The sequence below is a fragment of the Thiorhodovibrio frisius genome (genome assembly GCF_033954835.1).
Taxonomy (GTDB): domain Bacteria; phylum Pseudomonadota; class Gammaproteobacteria; order Chromatiales; family Chromatiaceae; genus Thiorhodovibrio; species Thiorhodovibrio frisius.
This window is the reverse complement of the sequence record NZ_CP121471.1, coordinates 234,473-253,849: the sequence shown is the minus strand read 5'-3', so window position 1 is coordinate 253,849 and position 19,377 is coordinate 234,473. Positions and strand designations below refer to the sequence as shown.

Annotated in this window: 25 protein-coding genes and 2 pseudogenes; 1 reads left to right on the top strand and 26 read right to left on the bottom strand. The window is 62.0% G+C overall.

Annotated elements, in window-relative coordinates; translation table 11 throughout:
- Positions 1–168: 168 nt before the first annotated feature.
- The 11 genes and pseudogenes from Thiofri_RS01395 to Thiofri_RS01350 all read right to left on the bottom strand — a co-directional run bounded on the left by Thiofri_RS01395 (position 169) and on the right by Thiofri_RS01350 (position 8,548).
- On the bottom strand, positions 169–2,766 hold the full coding sequence (locus Thiofri_RS01395; RefSeq protein ID WP_323705808.1) for an O-linked N-acetylglucosamine transferase family protein: 2,598 nt from the start codon (positions 2,764–2,766) through the stop codon (positions 169–171).
- Between the two features lie 161 nt (positions 2,767–2,927).
- Positions 2,928–3,362, bottom strand: a complete 435-nt coding sequence (locus Thiofri_RS01390) for a class I SAM-dependent methyltransferase (RefSeq protein WP_223296800.1) — start codon at positions 3,360–3,362, stop codon at positions 2,928–2,930.
- Positions 3,363–3,377: 15 nt separating this feature from the next.
- Entirely contained in the window at positions 3,378–3,638 is a 261-nt protein-coding gene (locus tag Thiofri_RS01385) for a hypothetical protein (RefSeq protein ID WP_009150196.1), read from the bottom strand.
- A complete protein-coding gene (locus tag Thiofri_RS01380) occupies positions 3,628–4,182 on the bottom strand; it encodes a hypothetical protein (protein WP_086014229.1) in 555 nt (184 codons plus the stop codon). Before Thiofri_RS01380 ends, Thiofri_RS01385 begins: the two co-directional genes overlap by 11 nt.
- Positions 4,179–4,580 carry a type II toxin-antitoxin system VapC family toxin gene (locus Thiofri_RS01375; protein WP_009150197.1) on the bottom strand — a complete coding sequence of 134 codons (402 nt, stop codon included), beginning with the start codon at positions 4,578–4,580 and terminating at the stop codon, positions 4,179–4,181. Before Thiofri_RS01375 ends, Thiofri_RS01380 begins: the two co-directional genes overlap by 4 nt.
- Entirely contained in the window at positions 4,573–4,848 is a 276-nt protein-coding gene (locus Thiofri_RS01370; RefSeq protein WP_009150198.1) for a hypothetical protein, read from the bottom strand. The genes Thiofri_RS01375 and Thiofri_RS01370 overlap by 8 nt, the downstream gene beginning before the upstream one ends.
- Positions 4,849–4,882: 34 nt before the next feature.
- Entirely contained in the window at positions 4,883–5,032 is a 150-nt protein-coding gene (locus Thiofri_RS24665) for a hypothetical protein (RefSeq protein ID WP_407702958.1), read from the bottom strand.
- Between the two features lie 56 nt (positions 5,033–5,088).
- Positions 5,089–5,379 (bottom strand): CopG family ribbon-helix-helix protein, encoded by a 291-nt coding sequence (locus tag Thiofri_RS01365; protein ID WP_040857324.1) that lies wholly within the window; start codon positions 5,377–5,379, stop codon positions 5,089–5,091.
- Positions 5,380–5,576: 197 nt separating this feature from the next.
- The gene (locus tag Thiofri_RS01360; protein WP_323705806.1) at positions 5,577–7,157 is read right to left on the bottom strand and encodes an O-linked N-acetylglucosamine transferase, SPINDLY family protein; all 1,581 of its coding nucleotides are present in this window, start codon (positions 7,155–7,157) and stop codon (positions 5,577–5,579) included.
- 56 nt (positions 7,158–7,213) lie between these two features.
- Positions 7,214–8,130, bottom strand: a pseudogene (locus tag Thiofri_RS01355) (hypothetical protein).
- A gap of 274 nt (positions 8,131–8,404) precedes the next feature.
- On the bottom strand, positions 8,405–8,548 hold the full coding sequence (locus tag Thiofri_RS01350; RefSeq protein WP_009150203.1) for a hypothetical protein: 144 nt from the start codon (positions 8,546–8,548) through the stop codon (positions 8,405–8,407).
- Positions 8,549–8,900: 352 nt separating this feature from the next.
- Here Thiofri_RS01350 and Thiofri_RS01345 point away from each other — a divergent pair, with 352 nt between their 5' ends.
- The gene (locus Thiofri_RS01345; RefSeq protein WP_009150204.1) at positions 8,901–9,251 is read left to right on the top strand and encodes an HVO_A0114 family putative DNA-binding protein; all 351 of its coding nucleotides are present in this window, start codon (positions 8,901–8,903) and stop codon (positions 9,249–9,251) included.
- Here Thiofri_RS01345 and Thiofri_RS01340 read toward each other — a convergent pair.
- The 15 genes and pseudogenes from Thiofri_RS01340 to Thiofri_RS01270 form a co-directional block, all read right to left on the bottom strand.
- A complete protein-coding gene (locus tag Thiofri_RS01340; protein WP_407702957.1) occupies positions 9,248–10,096 on the bottom strand; it encodes an O-linked N-acetylglucosamine transferase, SPINDLY family protein in 849 nt (282 codons plus the stop codon). The two genes, Thiofri_RS01345 and Thiofri_RS01340, sit on opposite strands and share 4 nt — an antisense overlap.
- A gap of 94 nt (positions 10,097–10,190) precedes the next feature.
- On the bottom strand, positions 10,191–11,084 hold the full coding sequence (locus Thiofri_RS01335) for a DUF4351 domain-containing protein (RefSeq protein ID WP_323705805.1): 894 nt from the start codon (positions 11,082–11,084) through the stop codon (positions 10,191–10,193).
- Between the two features lie 61 nt (positions 11,085–11,145).
- Entirely contained in the window at positions 11,146–11,511 is a 366-nt protein-coding gene (locus Thiofri_RS01330; protein WP_323705804.1) for a class I SAM-dependent methyltransferase, read from the bottom strand.
- An 18-nt stretch (positions 11,512–11,529) separates the two neighbouring features.
- Positions 11,530–12,228 (bottom strand): transposase, encoded by a 699-nt coding sequence (locus Thiofri_RS01325; RefSeq protein WP_009150217.1) that lies wholly within the window; start codon positions 12,226–12,228, stop codon positions 11,530–11,532.
- 464 nt (positions 12,229–12,692) lie between these two features.
- Positions 12,693–12,758 (bottom strand): annotated as a pseudogene (locus Thiofri_RS01315) (type II toxin-antitoxin system HigB family toxin); the annotation flags it as partial.
- Positions 12,737–12,988, bottom strand: coding sequence for a type II toxin-antitoxin system HigB family toxin (locus Thiofri_RS24660; protein ID WP_009150207.1), 252 nt, complete (start codon positions 12,986–12,988; stop codon positions 12,737–12,739). The gene Thiofri_RS24660 and the pseudogene Thiofri_RS01315, both read right to left, overlap by 22 nt.
- Before the next feature lie 40 nt (positions 12,989–13,028).
- Complete coding sequence (locus Thiofri_RS01310; protein ID WP_009150208.1) at positions 13,029–13,532, bottom strand: class I SAM-dependent methyltransferase; 504 nt, start codon at positions 13,530–13,532, stop codon at positions 13,029–13,031.
- Positions 13,533–13,734: 202 nt separating this feature from the next.
- Positions 13,735–14,616 carry a DUF4351 domain-containing protein gene (locus Thiofri_RS01305; protein ID WP_323705803.1) on the bottom strand — a complete coding sequence of 294 codons (882 nt, stop codon included), beginning with the start codon at positions 14,614–14,616 and terminating at the stop codon, positions 13,735–13,737.
- Between the two features lie 189 nt (positions 14,617–14,805).
- Positions 14,806–14,964: a hypothetical protein gene (locus tag Thiofri_RS01300; protein ID WP_190275839.1), complete on the bottom strand. Its 159-nt coding sequence runs from the start codon at positions 14,962–14,964 to the stop codon at positions 14,806–14,808.
- 205 nt (positions 14,965–15,169) lie between these two features.
- On the bottom strand, positions 15,170–15,580 hold the full coding sequence (locus Thiofri_RS01295) for a PIN domain-containing protein (RefSeq protein WP_009150212.1): 411 nt from the start codon (positions 15,578–15,580) through the stop codon (positions 15,170–15,172).
- Positions 15,558–15,785 (bottom strand): hypothetical protein, encoded by a 228-nt coding sequence (locus Thiofri_RS01290; RefSeq protein WP_040857881.1) that lies wholly within the window; start codon positions 15,783–15,785, stop codon positions 15,558–15,560. The genes Thiofri_RS01295 and Thiofri_RS01290 overlap by 23 nt, the downstream gene beginning before the upstream one ends.
- A 195-nt stretch (positions 15,786–15,980) precedes the next feature.
- Positions 15,981–16,844, bottom strand: coding sequence for an O-linked N-acetylglucosamine transferase, SPINDLY family protein (locus tag Thiofri_RS01285; RefSeq protein WP_407702956.1), 864 nt, complete (start codon positions 16,842–16,844; stop codon positions 15,981–15,983).
- 94 nt (positions 16,845–16,938) lie between these two features.
- Positions 16,939–17,808 carry a DUF4351 domain-containing protein gene (locus tag Thiofri_RS01280; RefSeq protein WP_009150215.1) on the bottom strand — a complete coding sequence of 290 codons (870 nt, stop codon included), beginning with the start codon at positions 17,806–17,808 and terminating at the stop codon, positions 16,939–16,941.
- 61 nt (positions 17,809–17,869) lie between these two features.
- Positions 17,870–18,199, bottom strand: coding sequence for a class I SAM-dependent methyltransferase (locus tag Thiofri_RS01275; protein WP_223296801.1), 330 nt, complete (start codon positions 18,197–18,199; stop codon positions 17,870–17,872).
- A gap of 54 nt (positions 18,200–18,253) precedes the next feature.
- Positions 18,254–18,952, bottom strand: a complete 699-nt coding sequence (locus Thiofri_RS01270; protein WP_009150217.1) for a transposase — start codon at positions 18,950–18,952, stop codon at positions 18,254–18,256.
- Positions 18,953–19,377 lie beyond the last annotated feature (425 nt).

Below are 19,377 nucleotides of genomic sequence, written 5' to 3'. Positions count from 1 at the left end.
TGTCGTCGTCGCTCTTCATGGTGGTGTCGATGGCTTGGTTGTCGGCTGTCATGGTGAGAGTGTAGCCGATTCACCGGCTGGACTGCTCGGGTTCCGCGCCAACACCCCCAGCTGCGCCTCATACCGCCGCCAGGCATTGCCTGAGCGGCTCGCGGCGCCAGGGTGTGCTTAACAAGAGCGCCTGCCCTCGCGTCCAATATCCCGGTAGAGCTTGATCAGGCTGTCCTCCAGGCCGCGCGTAAAGCCTGCCGTGTCCATCAAGCGGGAGGCTTGCATTTGCGCCCTGAGCCCCTGGCGCAGGTCTCGCAAGCGCACGGGGTCCGCAGCCAGCTCGCCGGCCAGGCGCACATAGCTATCGGCGTCGCTGGCCGAGAGCGCTTGCAGGCCAATCTGGTGCAGCACCGCGTGGGTCTGACGGCTGACCACGCGCGATTGCGGCCAGGTGATCACCGGCACGCCCATCCATAGCGCTTCGCATGTGGTCAGGCCGCCGGTGAAGGGGAAGGGATCAAGCGCGATATCCAGCTCGGCGTACTCTTTGAGCAGGTCGGCATGAAAGCTGGGGCCGCGCAGCTCGAGGCGCTCGGCGGCGATGCCTCGGGTCACAAAGGCTTGGGTAACCCGCTGGCGCAAGGCCGCGTCGTTAAAGGTGCGCCACTTGAGGAGCAGGCGGGAATCCGGCACCACCGCCAGGATCTGAGCCCAGAGGTCGTAGACGCCGTCATTGAGCTTGGCGGTGTTGTTGAAGCTGCCGAAGGTAGTCCGAGCGCTGTGCGCAACCGGCGGTGGTGACAGGTCCTTTGGCGCCCAGGGCACTGGCTGATAACAGAAGCGTCCTGCCGGCAGAGGCAAGATCGGCTCGATGAACTGATCCTCGGTGCCCGGTGGGGCGTGCCAGGCATCCAGCAACACGGCATCCATCTCCGTCAGGCCGGTGGTGGCGAAGTAACCCAGCCAGCTCACTTGCACCGGCGCGGGGCGGTGGGCGAAGACGCTCAGGCGCGAGCCAGCGGTGTGGCCGGAGAGGTCAATCAGCAGGTCGATCTGGTCGGCTTGGATGCGTTGGGCCAGGGCGGGGTCGTCGAGGCTTGCCACGTCGCGGAACTCCCCGCCGGTGGCGCAGCAGCTGGCGGTGATGGCTTGGCTGACCCAGTCCTTGAGAGTTCCAGCACTGTAGGCAAACACCGTCACCCGCTCGGGATCATGGGCGGCGAGTACCGGCTTGAGCAACAGGCCGACGGTGTGTTGGCACAGGTCGGCACTGACATAGCCCAGGCGCAGGGGTCGCTCGCGCAGGGGCTTCAGCGCTGGACGCGGGCGTGGCCCTCCGGCTCGGGCGATGGCCCAGTCGCCCCAGGCGCGGGCGGCGGTGAGGCGCTCGGTATCGCTGATGGCCGGGTCGTATTCTTGGCCCACCAGCAGGTTGCGGCGAATGACGGGGTGATCCGGCAGCTGGCTTTGCAGGCGGGCGTAGTGGTTGTGCGCGGCGGCGTGGTTGCCGCGCTCGCGTTCGACATTGGCGAGCGTGACCCAGGGGCGCAGATCTTTCGGGGCCAGGCTGAGCGCTTGCCGACAGCTGGCCTCGGCCTCGCTGAGGAAGCCAAATTGGTTGAGGAGTTCACCGGGGTCATCAAGCAGCTGGTCGATGGCCTCAACCAAACCCGCGGTGTCGAAGAAGTCGACTAACTGGCCGGTTTCATTGTGCGCGATGGCCTCTCTGACCGGGGCGGTGTCGCTGGCAACGATGGCACAGCCCAGGCTCATGGCTTCGAGCAGGCTCCAGGAGAGCACGAAGGGGTAGGTCAGATAGACATGGACGCGCGACAGGCGCAGCACGGCGAGAAAGGGGGCATAGTCGAGTTTGCCGAGGAAATGCACTCGCGCCCAGTCGGAAGCGGGGATGTGCGGGCGGACTTCGTCGATGAAGATGTGCTTCCAGGTCTTTTGGCCATGAACAGCCGGGTCGGGGCGGGCGCCGTAGCTCACATCCTCGCCACCGACGATCAGCACCCGCGCCTGCGGGCGGCGCTTGAGCAACTCGGGCAGCGCACGCATGAAGCGGTGGTAACCGCGATAGGGCTCGAGGTTGCGGTTGACGAAGGTCACCACCTCGTCGGTCCGGCTCAAGCGGAGCTGCGCGCCGGTGGCGGTGGTCAGGGTCAGTTCCACACCCGGGTCAGGAGCCAGGGCGTCGGTATCGATGCCGTCGTGAGTCACCTGGATGTGGTGGCGAAAGCGCTCGGGGAAGGTGCTGGCCTGATAGTGCGTGGGGCTCAAGCCTGCCTCGGCGATTTCAAAGTGCGCGAGGTTGTTGAGGTTCTTCAGTCGCAAGCGACAGACATCGCCGGGGTCTTTGGGCGGGAACTCGGGGTCGAAGCCGACATCGGCGCCTTGGGGGTGGTAGAAGAACTCGCAATACAGCCCAAGCCTGGCGCCTGGCCAGACGTCTTTGAGAAACAGGCTCTCGCCCCAGCCGTGGTGGGCGATGATCACCTCCGGCGCATAGCCTTCGGCCTTGAGCGCCAGAGCGGCGCGAAAGCAAGCCTCGGCGCGGATGGTTTTGGTCTCGAAGTCGCTGACCCAGGGGTGCACCCCGGCGGTGGTTCCACGCTTGACCTGGTAGGGACGCAGCTGCACGCCCTGCCAGGTTTGTGGGGGGATCGCGCGCAACGGCATCGCGGTCACCTGATGGCCGCGTTGCACCAGCGCAGACGCGAGGTGTTTGAACTGGCCGGGGAAGTTTTGGTGGATGAAGAGAATCTTCACGCCGGAAAATGGGCACTGGCCAGGGCACGCATAGCGACCTCATCGAGTGGCGCTTTGCTCGCGACCGCCCACAGATCAAACGGCGCCGGGCGGCGTCGACTGGCAATGCTAGCAAACCCAGTCGCTTGCAGGGTGGCGATCAGTACCCGTTCGGTAAAACCTCATTTGTGCGCCATGTAGAGGTTGCCGCGCGCCAGTGATGGGCGATGGCCGTAGAGGATGTCAATTGGGGCGATGGGGCCAGCGGGTGCGGTGTAGGCGGGTTCGGTCAGCTTGTCCTCGGCCACCAGCGCGCAGACGCTTTGTAGGTCTGGGCAGGTGATCACGGCGAAGCCGTTGGGTTTGAGCACGCGCAGAAATTCGGCCAGAGCTACCGGTACCTCGTGCGCATAGAGATGCTCGATGTTGTGGCTGGAGAAGAGCGCGTCCATGCTCTCGGACTCCACCGCCGCCATGTCGGTCATGGTGCCGAGGATGTCGGGCTGCACCGCCGGGTCGATATCGAGGCGGATATCTTGCCAGTCGGGGGTGTTGAAGCCGGCCGTCGTGCGGTCCTTATGCTTGGGGCCGCAGCCGATGTGGAGGAAGTGGGGCATTTGAGTCCAATTCCTTTAGGCACTCAAAAGCTGCGGCGACTCTAACTCTACCCGCTCGACCCGAAACCCCGCCTTGGAAACATCTCGGACAGCCGTGCGAATCGCCGTCTCAAGCGAGGTGGCTTGACGGCAAAAATCGACAGTGACCTGGCCACCGCATGATCCGGGGCTGCCATCATCACAGCCACTCACAAACAACGCGTCAGCGATTTGACTACTCAGTTCCGTCACTCCTGCCAAGATCAGCGTGAATTCGTATTTTGTTTCATTGGCCATCGGCTTGTAACTCCTCATCGTGCGGACAACGCGCGACTGCCCTGCGAATATCCCTGGCATGATCCTCGGGGCAGCGAGGCGTCGAATAGACGGCTCGGCGACAACCTTGGCGATCCCGTTGGACGCAGTACAGCATTCCCCAAAGGTGACTCCTCGGCCCCGCTTTTTCTAATGGCCCATCCGGCTCCAGACGCGGTCGCCCGCGTGGGCGCGCCTCGCGGCGCTGGCCAGTCATTTGCTCGATTTGCTGCAAGAACCGCTCGCTGCCGATGGGCTGGGATTGTTGAATGGCCAAGCGCAACTCCAAGAGCGCCGCCTCATCCAAGCCCGTGCGGAACAGTTCCCGATAGGCGGCCTGTCGGGACTCGGGCGTTTCTCCCAGCCCCAAATACAAGGAATGCGGCGAGAGCAGCGGATCGCTCGCGCCCAGCCCATTGGCTCGGTAACTACTCCAGGCATACTCCCCTGGATCGCGCACCATGTCCGCACGCACCGGGTTCAGCTCAATATAACGCTGGCAGCGCAACAGGTAGGTGTCGGTCAAAGCGAGGTTGTGCGTATTTCCTCAACACGGAACATCGGCTTCGTTGGCTTTTCACCCGAAATAAATTCAGTCGCCTGAGCATCAATGGCAATAGATAGATGAATCGCGTCCATTGCAGCTAATCCGTAAGTTGAAGCCAAGGCTTTCGCCCGCTCAACAATCGCAAACGACCAAGGCCAGTTTTCTGCCTTCTGAAAAACAGCTGCATAAAAACGGCACTCTGCTTCTTGGCGGTGAAAAGCCGCTTTTGGCATGACCTCAAGCCAGAGCGCATCGCTGACGATCAGGTGGCGATTTGGTGCCTCCAGCACCCGAAGCGCCTGTGCATAGCGATCCCCGGTGGCAGACCATGCCGCAATCAACAAATTGGCGTCAATTGCCGTGCGAATCTCAGACATCCGAACGACCGCCTCGACGCTGGCGCACCTCCTCGGTAATTTCGTCTGCGTTCATGAGCTTGCCTCCAGCGTCGAGGTGGGCTCTGCGCGCTTGGAGTGCGAGCTGCCCGATTTGGCTGATTGGCTGGTAGCTATCTTCTGACTCACTATCTTGGTCCAGTTGATCAACGGTGACTCTCACGCGATGCCCAAGCAAGGGTCGAAGCGCAGGAAATGTGTGAATCGCCTCGGCGCTGATAACAGTGTCTATTTGAACCGCGTGTTGCATGACCTATCCTGCCTGTGAGAGCTGCGCAGCATTTTTAACAAGCAATGTAATTCGAATGGACGACGAGTTCGCGCGTTGCGCTGACTCGCCCATGCCGGCCGAGGTTAGGAAAGTCAATGAGACGGCCGGCTTTCTCCGAGAACAGCTCATCAAGGGCCACCGCCGCTGCCGGGTTGTCCTGCATGATATAAGCGCGAATCTCTCTCCGATCGGCAGCCGCCTGGCGCGTCCATACCAGTCTCACGTCACACGTCCAATGATCGCACGACGCGTTTCAGCACGCCAGGCGACGGCTTCGGCTTCAACATCTTCACCAGACAGAAGCTCGCCAGCGTTGGCCGAATCCAAGCCAATTTGCACCTGCCGGCGGAACCACTCCTCATGCGCAGCCATTTCCCGCTGCTGTCGAACAAAATCACGCATGAAGTCACGCAACAGTTGCGCACCGCTGCGGTCGCAGGCTTTTGCAGCCGTTGCAAACTGGTCTTTCAGCGCTTCATCGACTCTGAATGTAAAAGTCGCTTCATTCATGGCCGAACCCCGTGTGTTACAGATGAAGTACATGCTAGCAGATGGATGCGTTAGCATGTCCTTTTCTGATCGATTACCTGCGAGCACGGCGGTCGTTGTCAGTCAGGCACAGCTCCAACCACCGACCAACGGCTGAACAGCTTGGCCCCATAGCGCTGCCATGCATACATCGAGCGGCGCGATGCGCTGACGTGACCTTAGGAAGGAGAGCAGGTGACCTCACGCTCAACACGCCTGTAGACCTGGATCAGCTGATCTTCCAGGCTACGGCTAAACCCCAGCACATCCATCAGCGGCGCACAACGCATCCGCTCCCGCAAACCGCCCCCCAACGCTCGCAGCCGATCCCGATCCTTGGCCAGCGCAACAGCCAGGCGCACATAGGCTTGCGCATCCTCAACGGCCAGTTCCGCCAGTCCGATGGCGGAGAGCAAGGCGAAGCCCTGGCGGCTGACCACACGCGCTTGCGGCCAGGTGATCACGGGCACGCCCATCCACAGCGCCTCGCATGTGGTCAGGCCGCCGGTGAAGGGGAAGGGATCGAGCGCGATGTCCAGCTCCGCGTATTCTTTCAGCAGGTCGGCATGAAAGCTGGGACCACGCAGCTCAATGCGCTCGGCGGCGATGCCGCGAGCCACAAAGGCCTGGGTGACCCGCTGGCGCAAGGCCGCGTCGTTGAAGGTGCGCCATTTGAGGATCAGGCGGGAATCCGGCACGACGGCTAGAATCCGCGCCCAGAGGTCGTAGACGCCGTCATTGAGCTTGGCGGTGTTGTTGAAGCTGCCGAAGGTGATCCACCCGTTGCGTTCAGCCGGCGGTGGCGAGAGTTCCTTGGGCGCCCAGGGCACCGGCTGGTAGCACCAGCGTCCGGCCGGCAGGCGCAGGATGGGCTCGACGAACTGGGCCTCGGTGCCTTCCGGGGCGTGCCAGGGGTCGAGCACGACGGCATCCAGGCTGGTGAGTCCGGTGGTAGCGAAGTAACCCAGCCAGCTCAGTTGCACCGGCGCGGGGCGGTGGGCGAAGACGCTCAGGCGTGAGCCGGCGGTGTGGCCGGAGAGGTCGATCAGCACGTCGATCTGGTCGGTCTGGATGCACTGCGCCAGAGCAATATCATCCAGCCGGGTGATGTCACGCACGGCCCCGCCGGTGGCCCGGCAGCTGGCGGTGATCGCGCGGGTGACCCAGTCGGTTTGGGCGCTGGCGTTGTAGGCAAAGGCGGTGATGCGCTGGGGGTCATGGGCACCCAGCACCGGATTGAGGAACAGACCAACGGTGTGCTGGCACAGATCCGCGCTGACGTAGCCCAGGCGCAGCGGGCGGTTCTTCAGTGGCTTGAGTCGCGGGCGCGCACGCGCGCCGCCAGCGCGGGCGATGGCCCAGTCGCCCCAGGCGCGCGCGGCAGTGAGGCGCTCGGTATCGCTGATGGCGGGGTCATATTCCATTCCCACCAGCAGATTGCGGCGGATGACGGGGTGATTGGGGAGCTGTTGTTGCAACCGGGCGTAATGGGTGCGGGAGGTGGCATGGTTTCCGCGCTCGCGTTCCAGGTTGGCGAGATTGACCCAGGGGCGCAGATCCTCTGGGGCGAGGGTGAGACCCTGCCGGTAGCAGGATTCGGCCTCGCTTAAAAAGCCAAACTGGCTCAGTAGCGCGCCGAGGTCTAGCAACTGAGCCAGGGTGACGGCTGGGTCGGCGCGCAGTTGCTGGCACAGGCTCAGCAGCGCCGGGAAGTCGGCCCTGGCCGCTTTGGCGCGAGCGGTGTGTAGCAGGTCGGTCATCGAAGGGTCATCGATTCGCGCTCAGGTTGCGGCAAGACACGTTAGCCATTTCAAAGTCAGTGAAAAATCGTCTCGAGGGTCTCGGCGGTGAGGATGCGATCGAGCCAGGTCTCCAGTTGCTCGGGCTCAGCCGCTTCAATGCGCGCGCGGTGCGCCTGCGCGGCCTCGGGGCCAAATTTTTGATCAAGCAAGCGAAGGATTGTCCGGGCTTCGCCCTGCTGCAAACCCTGCTGCAAACCCTGCTGCACCCCTTGCTGCACTCCCTGCTGCATCCCCTGCTCAATAAACCGATCGGCAAACGCGCTCATGGTCTTGATCTCCTCGGCATAGTCTTGCTGGTAACGCTGGCGTTCATCTTCGTTGAGGTTGGCATAGATGTCGACAAAGTCCAGATATTTGATCTGACGTTTGCGGTCGGGTTCCAGCGTGCGCAGGCCGCGCACGGCTTGGGCGTAGACCTCGACCTTCTCCTCGGGCGCATAGTGCATGTTGGGCAGATTCAACCGCGCCACCAGATTGGGACTATCAAAATAATCCCGCGCCTTGAGCCCAAAGAGCGGCCAGGCCAGATAGCTGAAGTGCAGATACACGCGCGTGTCGCTGCCCAGGCTGAGCGACTCACGGAACTGTCCGGGGTGCAGGAAGATCACCACCGGCACTACCCGCTCTGTCTGGTAGAGTTCGGCGATGTCCACGCAATAGTGGATCAGGCGATGGATGGAGAAGCGCCGGGCTCGGTTTCTTCCTCGAACACAAACAGCAGCGCCTGGCGGCGCCCATCGGGCCATTCGAGCAACAGTGGCACATCGAGCTCGCGAAAGCGATCACCAAGACGTTCCTTCAGCTGTTCCTCGCGCAGCGGCAGGATGCGAACGTCCTCGCCCAGCCGCGCCGCTTCGCTCGCGGCGGCAAACTCAATCGCCTGGCGTGGGTAGTCGAGGATGAGGTTTTTGAAATTCTGGTCGTGGCTCATTGGGGCTCCCTGTCCGCGTGCCGGTGTTGGCCATCTAGGGCGTGGCGCTCATGGGACGAGTCTAGCCGATTCACCTCGACAGCGGCAGGCTCCCGATAGGGTTTGACCGGCATCGGCGCCTGCCGCGGCTTGAGGGGGTTGGCGTGCGAAATGAATTCGAGCCTGGCCCCAAATGTCCTAGCCGATCCCTTGATCCGTGGCTCCCTTTTTGTGCGCATCGCGTGGCCTGATGCCACACCACAGCTGGCTGTAACAGCCTGGGGCAAGGTTTAGCTCAGTGATCGCGGCGCACTTTGGCCAGCCAGGCTTCGATGGTGGCTGGATCGAGTCCCTTCAGCCGATCCTCGAGATCGTAGCGCTTGAGCACCACGTCTGCGTCAAGCCCCTTCAACCGGTCCTCGGGAGCAAGCCCCTTCAACCGATCCTCAGGGGCGTAACATTGCAGAACCTCTTCTGGGTCAAGCTCGCTCAGCGCGCCCGGCCCAAGAGTTTGTGCCAGGGGATGCGTTGCTCTTTGCTCATGCCCAGAGTCTAGCCAATTGGCCGGGGGTTCGGGTAGGGGCGGCAGCGCTGGCTAAGACAGCCGCACAAAAATGCCCCCAAGGCGCGAACCCCGGGGGCTGAATGGTGGGAGCCTGTGGTCAGGCGGGATCAGTCTGGGAAATAAGTATACTGTCCCCGGAATTGTCCCCGGAATTCCAGGATGCCCACCAACTGCTGACAGACTTTTTCGCAGACGTGGATCGCGTGCTGCTGGAGGTTCAACAACGATGAAGGCCATTGTGATCGGGATCATGCCGCAGGAGAAAATCCGTGCTCGGATGCTGGCCATCGCCCGAGGTGAGTACCGGCCCAAGCCCGGTGATCCCAAGGTCTGGTTCACCTCGATGAAGTCGCTGGCCGAAGTGTTGAGCGATGACAACCGAGCACTGCTGAAGGTCATCAGTGAGACCCAACCAGAGTCGATTACAGCGCTGGCCGAAGCCACCGGGCGCAAACCCGGCAACCTGTCGCGTACCCTCAAGACCCTGTCCAACTACGGCATTGTCGATATGCAGCGGGAGAAGCGCCATGTGCGTCCCATTGCCAAAGCCACCGAGTTTCGGATTCTGACCGCTTAGCCGGAATCAATCTGCCGATACAGCGCGATCAGTGCGTGCTCCAGACCGCGCGTAAACCCGACCGCATCCATCAACGTCGAGCCTTGCATCCGCGCCCTGAGCCCCTGGCGCAGCTCATGCAAGCGCGCGGGGTCCGCAGCCAGGTCGCCGGCCAGGCGCACAAACGCATCAGGGTCTTTTACGGAGCACTCCGGCAGGCCGATCTGATGCAGCAGGGCATGGGTCTGGCGACTGACCACTCGCGATTGCGGCCAGGTGATCACGGGCACGCCCATCCACAGCGCTTCGCAGCTGGTCAGGCCGCCGGTGAAGGGGAAGGGATCAAGGGCGATGTCAATGTCAGCATATTGCTGCAGGACTTCCTTGTGAAAGGACGGACCGCGCAGCTCGATGCGTTCAGCAGCGATGCCCTGCCCTTGGAAAACCTCTCTCACCACGGCCTTGAGGGCAGCATCGTTGAAGGTGCGCCATTTGAGGATCAGGCGCGAGCCGGGGACCGCATTGAGCACGCGCGCCCAGAGTGCAAAGACCTCCGCATGGTACTTGGCGGTGTTGTTGAAGCTGCCGAAGGTGATCCACCCGTTGCGTTCAGCCGGCGGTGGCGAGAGTTCCTTGGGCGCCCAGGGCACCGGTTGGTAGCACCAGCGTCCGGCTGGCAGGCGCAGGATGGGCTCGACGAACTGGGCCTCGGTGCCTTCCGGGGCGTGCCAGGGGTCGAGCAGCACGGCGTCCAGGGTGGTGAGTCCGGTGGTGGCGAAGTAGCCCAGCCAGCTCAGTTGCACCGGCGCGGGGCGGTGGGCGAAGACGCTCAGGCGTGAGCCGGCGGTATGGCCGGAGAGGTCGATTAGGACGTCGATCTGTTCGGTCTGGATGCACTGCGCCAGGGCGGCATCATCCAGCCGGGTGATGTCACGGATGTGGATTGGCGAAATTCCAGCCTCAGTGAAAGAGGGTCTCCGGCGTTTCAGCGGTGAGGATGCGCTCGGACCAGGCCTCCAGTTGCTCGGGCTCGGCGGATTCGATACGCGGGCGGTAGGTCTCGGCTGAATCAGGACCGAACTTTCGCGTGAAGAGGCGCATCAGAATGGCGGCTTCGCCCTGCTGCATCCCCTGCTGCATCCCCTGCTGCATTCCCTGCTCAATAAACCGATCGGCAAACGCGCTCATGGTCTCGATCTCCTTGGCATAGTCTTGCTGGTAACGCTGGCGTTCATCTTCGTTGAGGTTGGCATAGATGTCGACAAAGTCGAGATATTTGATCTGACGCTCGCGGTCGGGTTCCAGCGTGCGCAAACCGCGTACGGCTTGGGCGTAGACGTCGACCTTCTCCTCGGGCGCATACTGCATGTTCGGCAGGTTCAACCGAGCAACCAGGTTGGGACTATCAAAATAATCCCGCGCCTTGAGCCCAAAGAGCGGCCAGGCCAGATAGCTGAAGTGCAGATACACGCGCGTGTCGCTGCCCAAGCTGAGCGTCTCGCGGAACTGCCCGGGGTGCAGGAAGATCACCACCGGCACTACCCGCTCTGTCTGGTAGAGTTCGGCGATGTCCACGCAATAGTGGATCAGACGATGGATGGAGAAGCGCCCGGGCTCGGTTTCTTCCTCGAAGACAAACAGCAGTGCCTGGCGGCGCCCGTCGGGCCATTCGAGCAACAGTGGTACGTCGAGCTCGCGAAAGCGATCACCAAGACGTTCCTTCAACTGCTCCTCGCGCAGCGGCAGGATGCGCACCTCCTCGCCCAGCCGGGCCGCTTCGCTCGCGGCGGCAAACTCAATGGCCTGGCGTGGGTAGTCGAGGATGAGGTTCTTGAAGTTCTGGTCGTGGCTCATCGGGGTCCCATATCCGCGTGCCGTTGTTGGCCATTTGGGGCTTGGCGCTCATGGGACGAGTCTAGCCGATTCGCCCCGACAGGTGCAGGTTTAGATCGGCTTTGACCGGCATCGGCGCCTGCCGCGGCTTGAGGGGGTTAACTGAGTGAATTAATTCGAGCCTGGCCCCAAATGTCCAGAAGCCCAGCCCTTGCAGCTCATGCTTGAGGAAGGGCTCGTCGAAGATCATCTTGTGATAGTCCATCCCATCACGCTGGCCGCCCCAGATCAGCCCGTTCAGCCCATCGGCCAGCCCGCGTTCATGATATAGCTTGGCACAGGCGGCGAAGTCGGGTACGGCTAGGCGCAGCAAGCCGCCGGGTTTCAGCACCCGGCGCCATTCGGCGAGCACCGCGCGGAAGTCCCTGCGCCCGAAGGACTCCAGCAAATGGGAGGCCGGCCAGGCTTAAGCGCCGGTGTCGAACAGGTCCCGCGTTTCCCTCTCCCGTTGGCGTGGCTTTGGTCCAGGCTTTTGGCGCTTAAGCGCACGACCCAGGCGCTGCTCCAGCGCTTCGACAAAGTCCTCCCCACCGAGCGGGCGCCCGGTACGAGCATGGGCGTGCAGGGCTTCGACGGTATCCCTGTCATCCGGTTCGCCAAGGAAACGGCGCCAATCTGAGATGAGCTCCAACAGCGGCGCGACTTGGGCAAACGCATCATCCGCTCCCGCCAAATGCGCCCGCGCACTCGACCACTCCCAATCCTCTGGCCGTTGGCACAGGCGAGCGCGCACGGGATTCAGCTCCACATATCGGGCAGCGCCGATCAAATGCCGCTCATCCATGACGAACGAGTGGAACCGTTCCTGCCACAGGTGCCCGCGCCAGCCTTGGCGAAAATTGATCATCCGGGTGTAGCGCCGATGGGCTTCACCCAACGCATCCCGCAAACCAAACTCCGTCGCGGGCACCAGAATCAGATGCACATGATTGGGCATGAAGCAGTAGGCCAACACCCGCGTTTCGCAGGCACGACAGGACAGCGAGAGCAAGCGACGATACTCCGCATAGTCGTCATCGCTAAAAAACGTCTGCTGCCGTCGATTGCCGCGCTGCGTTACATGATGCGGCAACCCCGGAACCACCACTCTCGGGAGTCTTGCCATTGTTTCGCCGATGTCTGACCTTAGTCACAAAGACTTGGCAAAACTATAGCCCCATTTTGCGGTCTTCGTCTAGGAATTAAGTATACTGTCCCCGGAATTGCGGATTGAATTGCGGATTGGCTGAACCAGCCTTCGTTGGCCGAGGCGCGGGCGTAAGTGCGGCAGAGGTCGTCGAGCAGGTAGGCCCGCTCGGAAGGCGTCCAGCCACTCAGTTCAACCATTGCGAATTCTCGCCATCCAGGACGGGCTCCTGATCCCGCTCATAGGTTTCGATTAGATCACCCACCACCGCCACCAGGGAGTAGAGCGCGTGGTGCGCATCGTCGCGCACGACATCGAGCAGCTCGTGCAACAGCTCGGTCATGCGCGTGTACTCCGCGTCGTTGTTGATATGCGTCAGCGGCGCAACCGCCTGCAGGGATATTGCCAGGCCGGCACGAGTTGCTGCATCGAAAAGGGTGCATTCATGGTCGTCTCCAGTGATTGCGATCATACTCAGCATGGGTCATCACCTGCCGGACATACAGGCGTTGGCCGTCGTAGTGCACCACGGCGGCGATGCGATGCGATAGCGATTGCCGCCAATATCAAAGATGGTAAATCCATCCACATAGTCGGCACTGGCAAAGGTCGCGCGCAGTTGTGCGAAGGAATCAGCCCGCATGGCGCTCGCCTTGCGAAACCACTCCTCCAGCGACGCCCGCGATTGCGGATGACGCTGCCAAAACTCGCGCAGCGGCTTCTTAGAAATCACACGCATCCTGTGCCACGCTGCGAGTGAAAAGAGGGCATGCCCATTCTCACCGCGTCCCCTCCAGATTCAAGCTCATCAGCGTCCCCACCTGCTTGTCCAAATGCGGAAGATAGCACTGCGAATAGTCATCCACTCCCGCATGTTCGGTCGCCTGCCAGTCCCAGCGGCGGATGTTCTTAAAGCCCAGCCCGAGCAGCTCGTGTTTCAGGAAGGGCTCGTCGAAGATCATCTTGTGGTAATCCATCCCATCGCGCTGCCCGCCGCAGATCAGCCCGATCAGCCCGATCAGGCCGTTCAGGCCATCGGCCAGGCCGCGTTCATAGTACAGCTTGGCACAGGCGGCGAAGTCCGGCACGGCTAAACGCAGCACGCCACCGGGCTTGAGCACCCGGCGCCATTCAGCCAGCACGGCGCGAAACTCCCAGCGCCCGAAGTGCTCCAGCACATGGGAGGCATAGATCAGATCGGCCGTGGCATCCGGAATCATCTCCAACCGGCCCACATCGGCAACCAGATCGACATGCGGATGCGCCTGGCCATCGACATGCACAAATCCTGGAATGCAGCGCGTGCCGCAGCCCAGGGGCGGGATTTGACCGGCATCGGTGCGAACCGTGGCTTGAAGCGGTTAACTTAGGAAGCTAATTCGAGCCCCTTGGTTCTCCGGACGGATTGACGGCAGGTCGATCTCAACCGGCGATAGCCAATACCTGGCGCCAATCGCAAAGACGGAGATTGGCAAGATTCCAGCCTCAGTGAAAGAGAGTCTCCGGCGTTTCAGCGGTGAGGATGCGCTCGGACCAGGCCTCCAGTTGCTCGGGCTCGGCGGATTCGATACGCGGGCGGTAGGTCTCGGCTGAATCAGAACCGAACTTTCGCGTGAACAGGCGCATCAGAATGGCGGCTTCGCCCTGCTGCATTCCCTGCTGCATCCCCTGCTCAATAAACCGATCGGCAAACGCGCTCATGGTCTTGATCTCCTCGGCATAGTCTTGCTGGTAACGCTGGCGTTCATCTTCGTTGAGGTTGGCATAGATGTCGACAAAGTCGAGATATTTGATCTGGCGCTCGCGGTCGGGTTCCAGCGTGCGCAGGCCGCGCACGGCTTGGGCGTAGACGTCGACTTTCTCTTCGGGCGCATACTGCATGTTGGGCAGGTTCAGGCGGGCGACCAGGTTGGGGCTGTCGAAATAATCCCTCGCCTTGAGCCCGAACAACGGCCAGGCCAGATAGCTGAACTGAAGATACACGCGCGTGTCGCTGCCCAGGCTGAGCGTCTCGCGGAACTGTCCAGGGTGCAGAAAGATGACCACCGGCACCACGCGCTCGGTGTGGTAAAGCTCGGCGAGGTCCAGACAGTAGTGGCCGAGACGATGGATGGAGAAGCGCCCGGGCTCGGTTTCTTCCTCGAACACAAACAGCAGCGCCTGGCGGCGCCCATCGGGCCATTCGAGCAACAGTGGCACGTCGAGTTCGCGAAAGCGCTCGCCAAGACGTTCCTTCAGCTGTTCCTCGCGCAGCGGCAGGATGCGAACGTCCTCGCCCAGCCGCGCCGCTTCGCTCGCGGCGGCAAACTCAATGGCCTGGCGTGGGTAGTCGAGGATGAGGTTTTTGAAATTCTGGTCGTGGCTCATTGGGGCTCCCTGTCCGCGTGCCCGTGTTGGCCATCTAGGGCGTGGCGCTCATGGGACGAGTCTAGCCGATTCGCCTCGACAGCGGCAGGCTCCCGATAGGGTTTGACCGGCATCGGCGCCTGCTGCGGCTTGAGGGGGTTGGCGTGCGAAATGAATTCGAGCCTGGCCCCAAATGTCCCGTAAGAAACTCTAAAGCCCCAACTCCATCTGCCCCGGCAACAGCGCTGGCCCATCCGGCTCGACGCGCGGTCGCCCTCGTGGGCGGGCCTCGCGCCGCTGACCAGTCATCTGTTCAATCTGCTGCAAAAACCGCTCGCTGCCGATGGGCTGGGATTGTTGAATGGCCAAGCGCAACTCCGAGAGCGCCGCCTCATCCAAGCCCGTGCGGAACAGTTCCCGATAGGCGGCCTGTCTAGACTCGGGCGTTTCTCCCAGCTCCAGATACAGGGAATGGGGCGAGAGGAGCGGATCGTTCGCGCCCAGCCCGTTAGCCCGGTAGCTACTCCAAGTGTGGTGTTGGAGATGGCGGGGTTGAGGGTGGCGGGGTGATCGGCTAGATGCACCCAGAAAACGGATTCCTGACGGTCAGGCACCGCTCGAATACCTGGCCGTCTTGCAAATCTTCTGAATAGAGCGTGTCGCAACCGCTCAGTAATGCGGCGGCAACGACCAAGGCGTCCCAGTGACTAACCTGATAACGCTCACCGATGGAAATCGCTCTTTCAACAACCTGCACGGTCAACGGCACAACTTCACAGCGGCGAAGCATGATGCGCGCGTAACGGTTCGCGCGCTCCCTTGGCACGCCTTTCTTGCTGGTCAGAACACTCAGGAACTCATTGACAATTTGGGCACTGATGACCGGACTTTGCCGCATGATGGCGAACGCTCGCTCATGACGATGCGGATCGGCATCCAGCGCATAGACGGCGACATTGGTATCAACGAAGAATCTTACGGTCATAGCACTCTTCGCGCACGAATTTCCCCGACCAGAGACCGGCACCCTCTTTGAACTCCGCCCAATCGGCCTCGGCGTCCTCATCTCCTTCGTCAACCGCCGGCTGACGCGAACGTGCCTTCAGATAACCGACGAAATCCAACACCTCGCGTAACTCAAACTCGGGCAAGGAACGCGCTTCCTCAAGAATTCTTTCCGCCGTTATCATGGTGAACCTCCTGCACAGACGGCAACTGTAGCCCCCGATCATACCGAACCTCCGCCAGTTCGCGTAGGTCGAGGCAAAGTTGGCGGGCATCGCTCACGCTGCCCCACCACGCCCCAACACCCCCACCAACGGCCCCAGCTGCGCCTCATACCGCCGCCAGGCATTGCCGGAGCGGCTCGCTGCGCTAGGGTGTGCTTAAAATGAGCGCCTGCCCTCGCGTTCAATCTCCTGATATGGCTGCATCAACCTATCCTCCAGGCAACGGGTAAAGCCTGCCGTGTCCATCAAGCGGGAGCCTTGCATCCGCGCCCTGAGCCCCTGGCGCAGCTCATGCAAGCGCACGGGGTCCGCGGCCAGGTCTCTGGCCAGGCGCACATAGCTATCGGCGTCGCTGGCCGAGAGCTCTCGCAGGCCGATCTGGTGCAGAACCGCGTGGGTCTGGCGACTGACCACACGCGCTTGCGGCCAGGTGATCACCGGCACGCCCATCCACAGCGCTTCGCAGCTGGTCAGGCCGCCGGTGAAGGGGAAGGGATCGAGCGCGATATCCAGCTCCGCGTATTCTTTCAGCAGGTCGGCATGAAAGCTGGGGCCGCGCAGCTCAATGCGCTCGGCGGCGATGCCGCGAGCCACAAAGGCCTGGGTGACCCGCTGGCGCAAGGCCGCGTCGTTGAAGGTGCGCCATTTGAGGATCAGGCGGGAATCCGGCACGACGGCTAGAATCCGCGCCCAGAGGTCGTAGACGCCGTCATTGAGCTTGGCGGTGTTGTTGAAGCTGCCGAAGGTGATCCACCCGTTGCGTTCAGCCGGCGGTGGCGAGAGTTCCTTGGGCGCCCAGGGCACCGGTTGGTAGCACCAGCGTCCGGCTGGCAGGCGCAGGATGGGCTCGACGAACTGGGCCTCGGTGCCTTCCGGGGCGTGCCAGGGGTCGAGCAGCACGGCGTCCAGGGTGGTGAGTCCGGTGGTGGCGAAGTAGCCCAGCCAGCTCAGTTGCACCGGCGCGGGGCGGTGGGCGAAGACGCTCAGGCGTGAGCCGGCGGTATGGCCGGAGAGGTCGATTAGGACGTCGATCTGTTCGGTCTGGATGCACTGCGCCAGGGCGGCATCATCCAGCCGGGTGATGTCACGGATGTGGATTGGCGAGATTCGAGCCTCAGTGAAAGAGGGTCTCCGGCGTTTCAGCGGTGAGGATGCGCTCGGACCAGGCCTCCAGTTGCTCGGGCTTGGCGGATTCGATACGCGGGCGGTAGGTCTCGGCTGAATCAGAACCGAACTTTCGCGCGAACTGGCGCATCAGAATGGCGGCTTCGCCCTGCTGCATTCCCTGCTCAATAAACCGATCGGCAAACGCGCTCATGGTCTCGATCTCCTCGGCATAGTCTTGCTGGTAGCGCTGGCGTTCATTCTCGTCAAGGTTGGCATAGATGTCGACAAAGTCCAGATATTTGATCTGACGTTCGCGGTCGGGTTCCAGCGTGCGCAGACCGCGCACCGCTTGGGCGTAGACCTCGACCTTCTCCTCGGGCGCATACTGCATGTTGGGCAGGTTCAGCCGAGCGACCAGGTTGGAGCTGTCGAAATAATCGCGCGCCTTGAGCCCAAAGAGCGGCCAGGCCAGATAGCTGAAGTGCAGATACACGCGCGTGTCGCTGCCCAAGCTGAGTGTCTCGCGGAACTGCCCGGGGTGCAGGAAGATCACCACCGGCACTACCCGCTCTGTCTGGTAGAGTTCGGCGATGTCCACGCAATAGTGGATCAGACGATGGATGGAGAAGCGCCCGGGCTCGGTTTCTTCCTCGAAGACAAACAGCAGTGCCTGGCGGCGCCCATCGGGCCATTCCAGCAGCAAGGGCACGTCGAGTTCGCGAAAGCGCTCGCCAAGACGTTCCTTCAGCTGTTCCTCGCGCAGCGGCAGGATGCGCACCTCCTCGCCCAGCCGGGCCGCTTCGCTCGCGGCGGCAAACTCAATGGCCTGGCGTGGGTAGTCGAGGATGAGGTTCTTGAAGTTCTGGTCGTGGCTCATCGGGGTTCCCTATCCGCATGCCGTTGTTGGCCATTTGGGGCTTGGCGCTCATGGGACGAGTCTAGCCGATTCGCCCCGACAGGTGCAGGTTTAGATCGGCTTTGACCGGCATCGGCGCCTGCCGCGGCTTGAGGGGGTTAACTGAGTGAATTAATTCGAGCCTGGCCCCAAATGTCCCGAAGCCCAGCCCTTGCAGCTCATGCTTGAGGAAGGGCTCGTCGAAGATCATCTTGTGATCGTCCATCCCATCACGCTGGCCGCCCCAGATCAGCCCGTTCAGCCCATCGGCCAGCCCGCGTTCATGATATAGCTTGGCACAGGCGGCGAAGTCGGGTACGGCTAGGCGCAGCAAGCCGCCGGGTTTCAGCACCCGGCGCCATTCGGCGAGCACCGCGCGGAAGTCCCTGCGCCCGAAGGACTCCAGCAAATGGGAGGCCGGCCAGGCTTAAGCGCCGGTGTCGAACAGGTCCCGCGTTTCCCTCTCCCGTTGGCGTGGCTTTGGTCCAGGTTTTTGGCGCTTAAGCGCACGACCCAGGCGCTGCTCCAGCGCTTCGACAAAGTCCTCCCCACCGAGCGGGCGCCCGGTGCGAGCATGGGCGTGCAGGGCTTCGACGGTATCCCTGTCATCCGGTTCGCCAAGGAAACGGCGCCAGTCTGAGATGAGCTCCAACAGCGGCGCGACTTGGGCAAACGCATCATCCGCTCCCGCCAAATGCGCCCGCGCACTCGACCACTCCCAATCCTCTGGCCGTTGGCACAGGCGAGCGCGCACGGGATTCAGCTCCACATATCGGGCAGCGCCGATCAAATGCCGCTCATCCATGACGAACGAGTGGAACCGTTCCTGCCACAGGTGCCCGCGCCAGCCTTGGCGAAAATTGATCATCCGGGTGTAGCGCCGATGGGCTTCACCCAACGCATCCCGCAAACCAAACTCCGTCGCGGGCACCAGAATCAGATGCACATGATTGGGCATGAAGCAGTAGGCCAACACCCGCGTTTCGCAGGCACGACAGGACAGCGAGAGCAAGCGACGATACTCCGCATAGTCGTCATCGCTAAAAAACGTCTGCTGCCGTCGATTGCCGCGCTGCGTTACATGATGCGGCAACCCCGGAACCACCACTCTCGGGAGTCTTGCCATTGTTTCGCCGATGTCTGACCTTAGTCACAAAGACTTGGCAAAACTATAGCCCCATTTTGCGGTCTTCGTCTAGGAATTAAGTATACGGAGAGTAAGCCGGGAACTTGTCCGCGTTTAGGTCAAGGTTTGTTTTCTCTGTTTCCGCCTGGTTTCCCGGCGGTGCCACAATATTATGACCGTGCGCAGCTTCGTTACCCGGCTCCTCGCAGAACCGGACTTGGAGTGTTACACCATCCGGCTCCCAGTTCAGGTCATTCACCAAGGAATGGGCTGTCTCAACCCATCAACACAGAAAGCCCTCCTTCCATCAGACCACCCATGTTTCTCGCGCTTGGCTCCATTGGTGTGAATCGCATCGGCTCTCGTTTTCACGCGCAGAGTCCTCTCGGTGTAGGGGCGTGTTAGACCAATGCAATCTCCCAAAC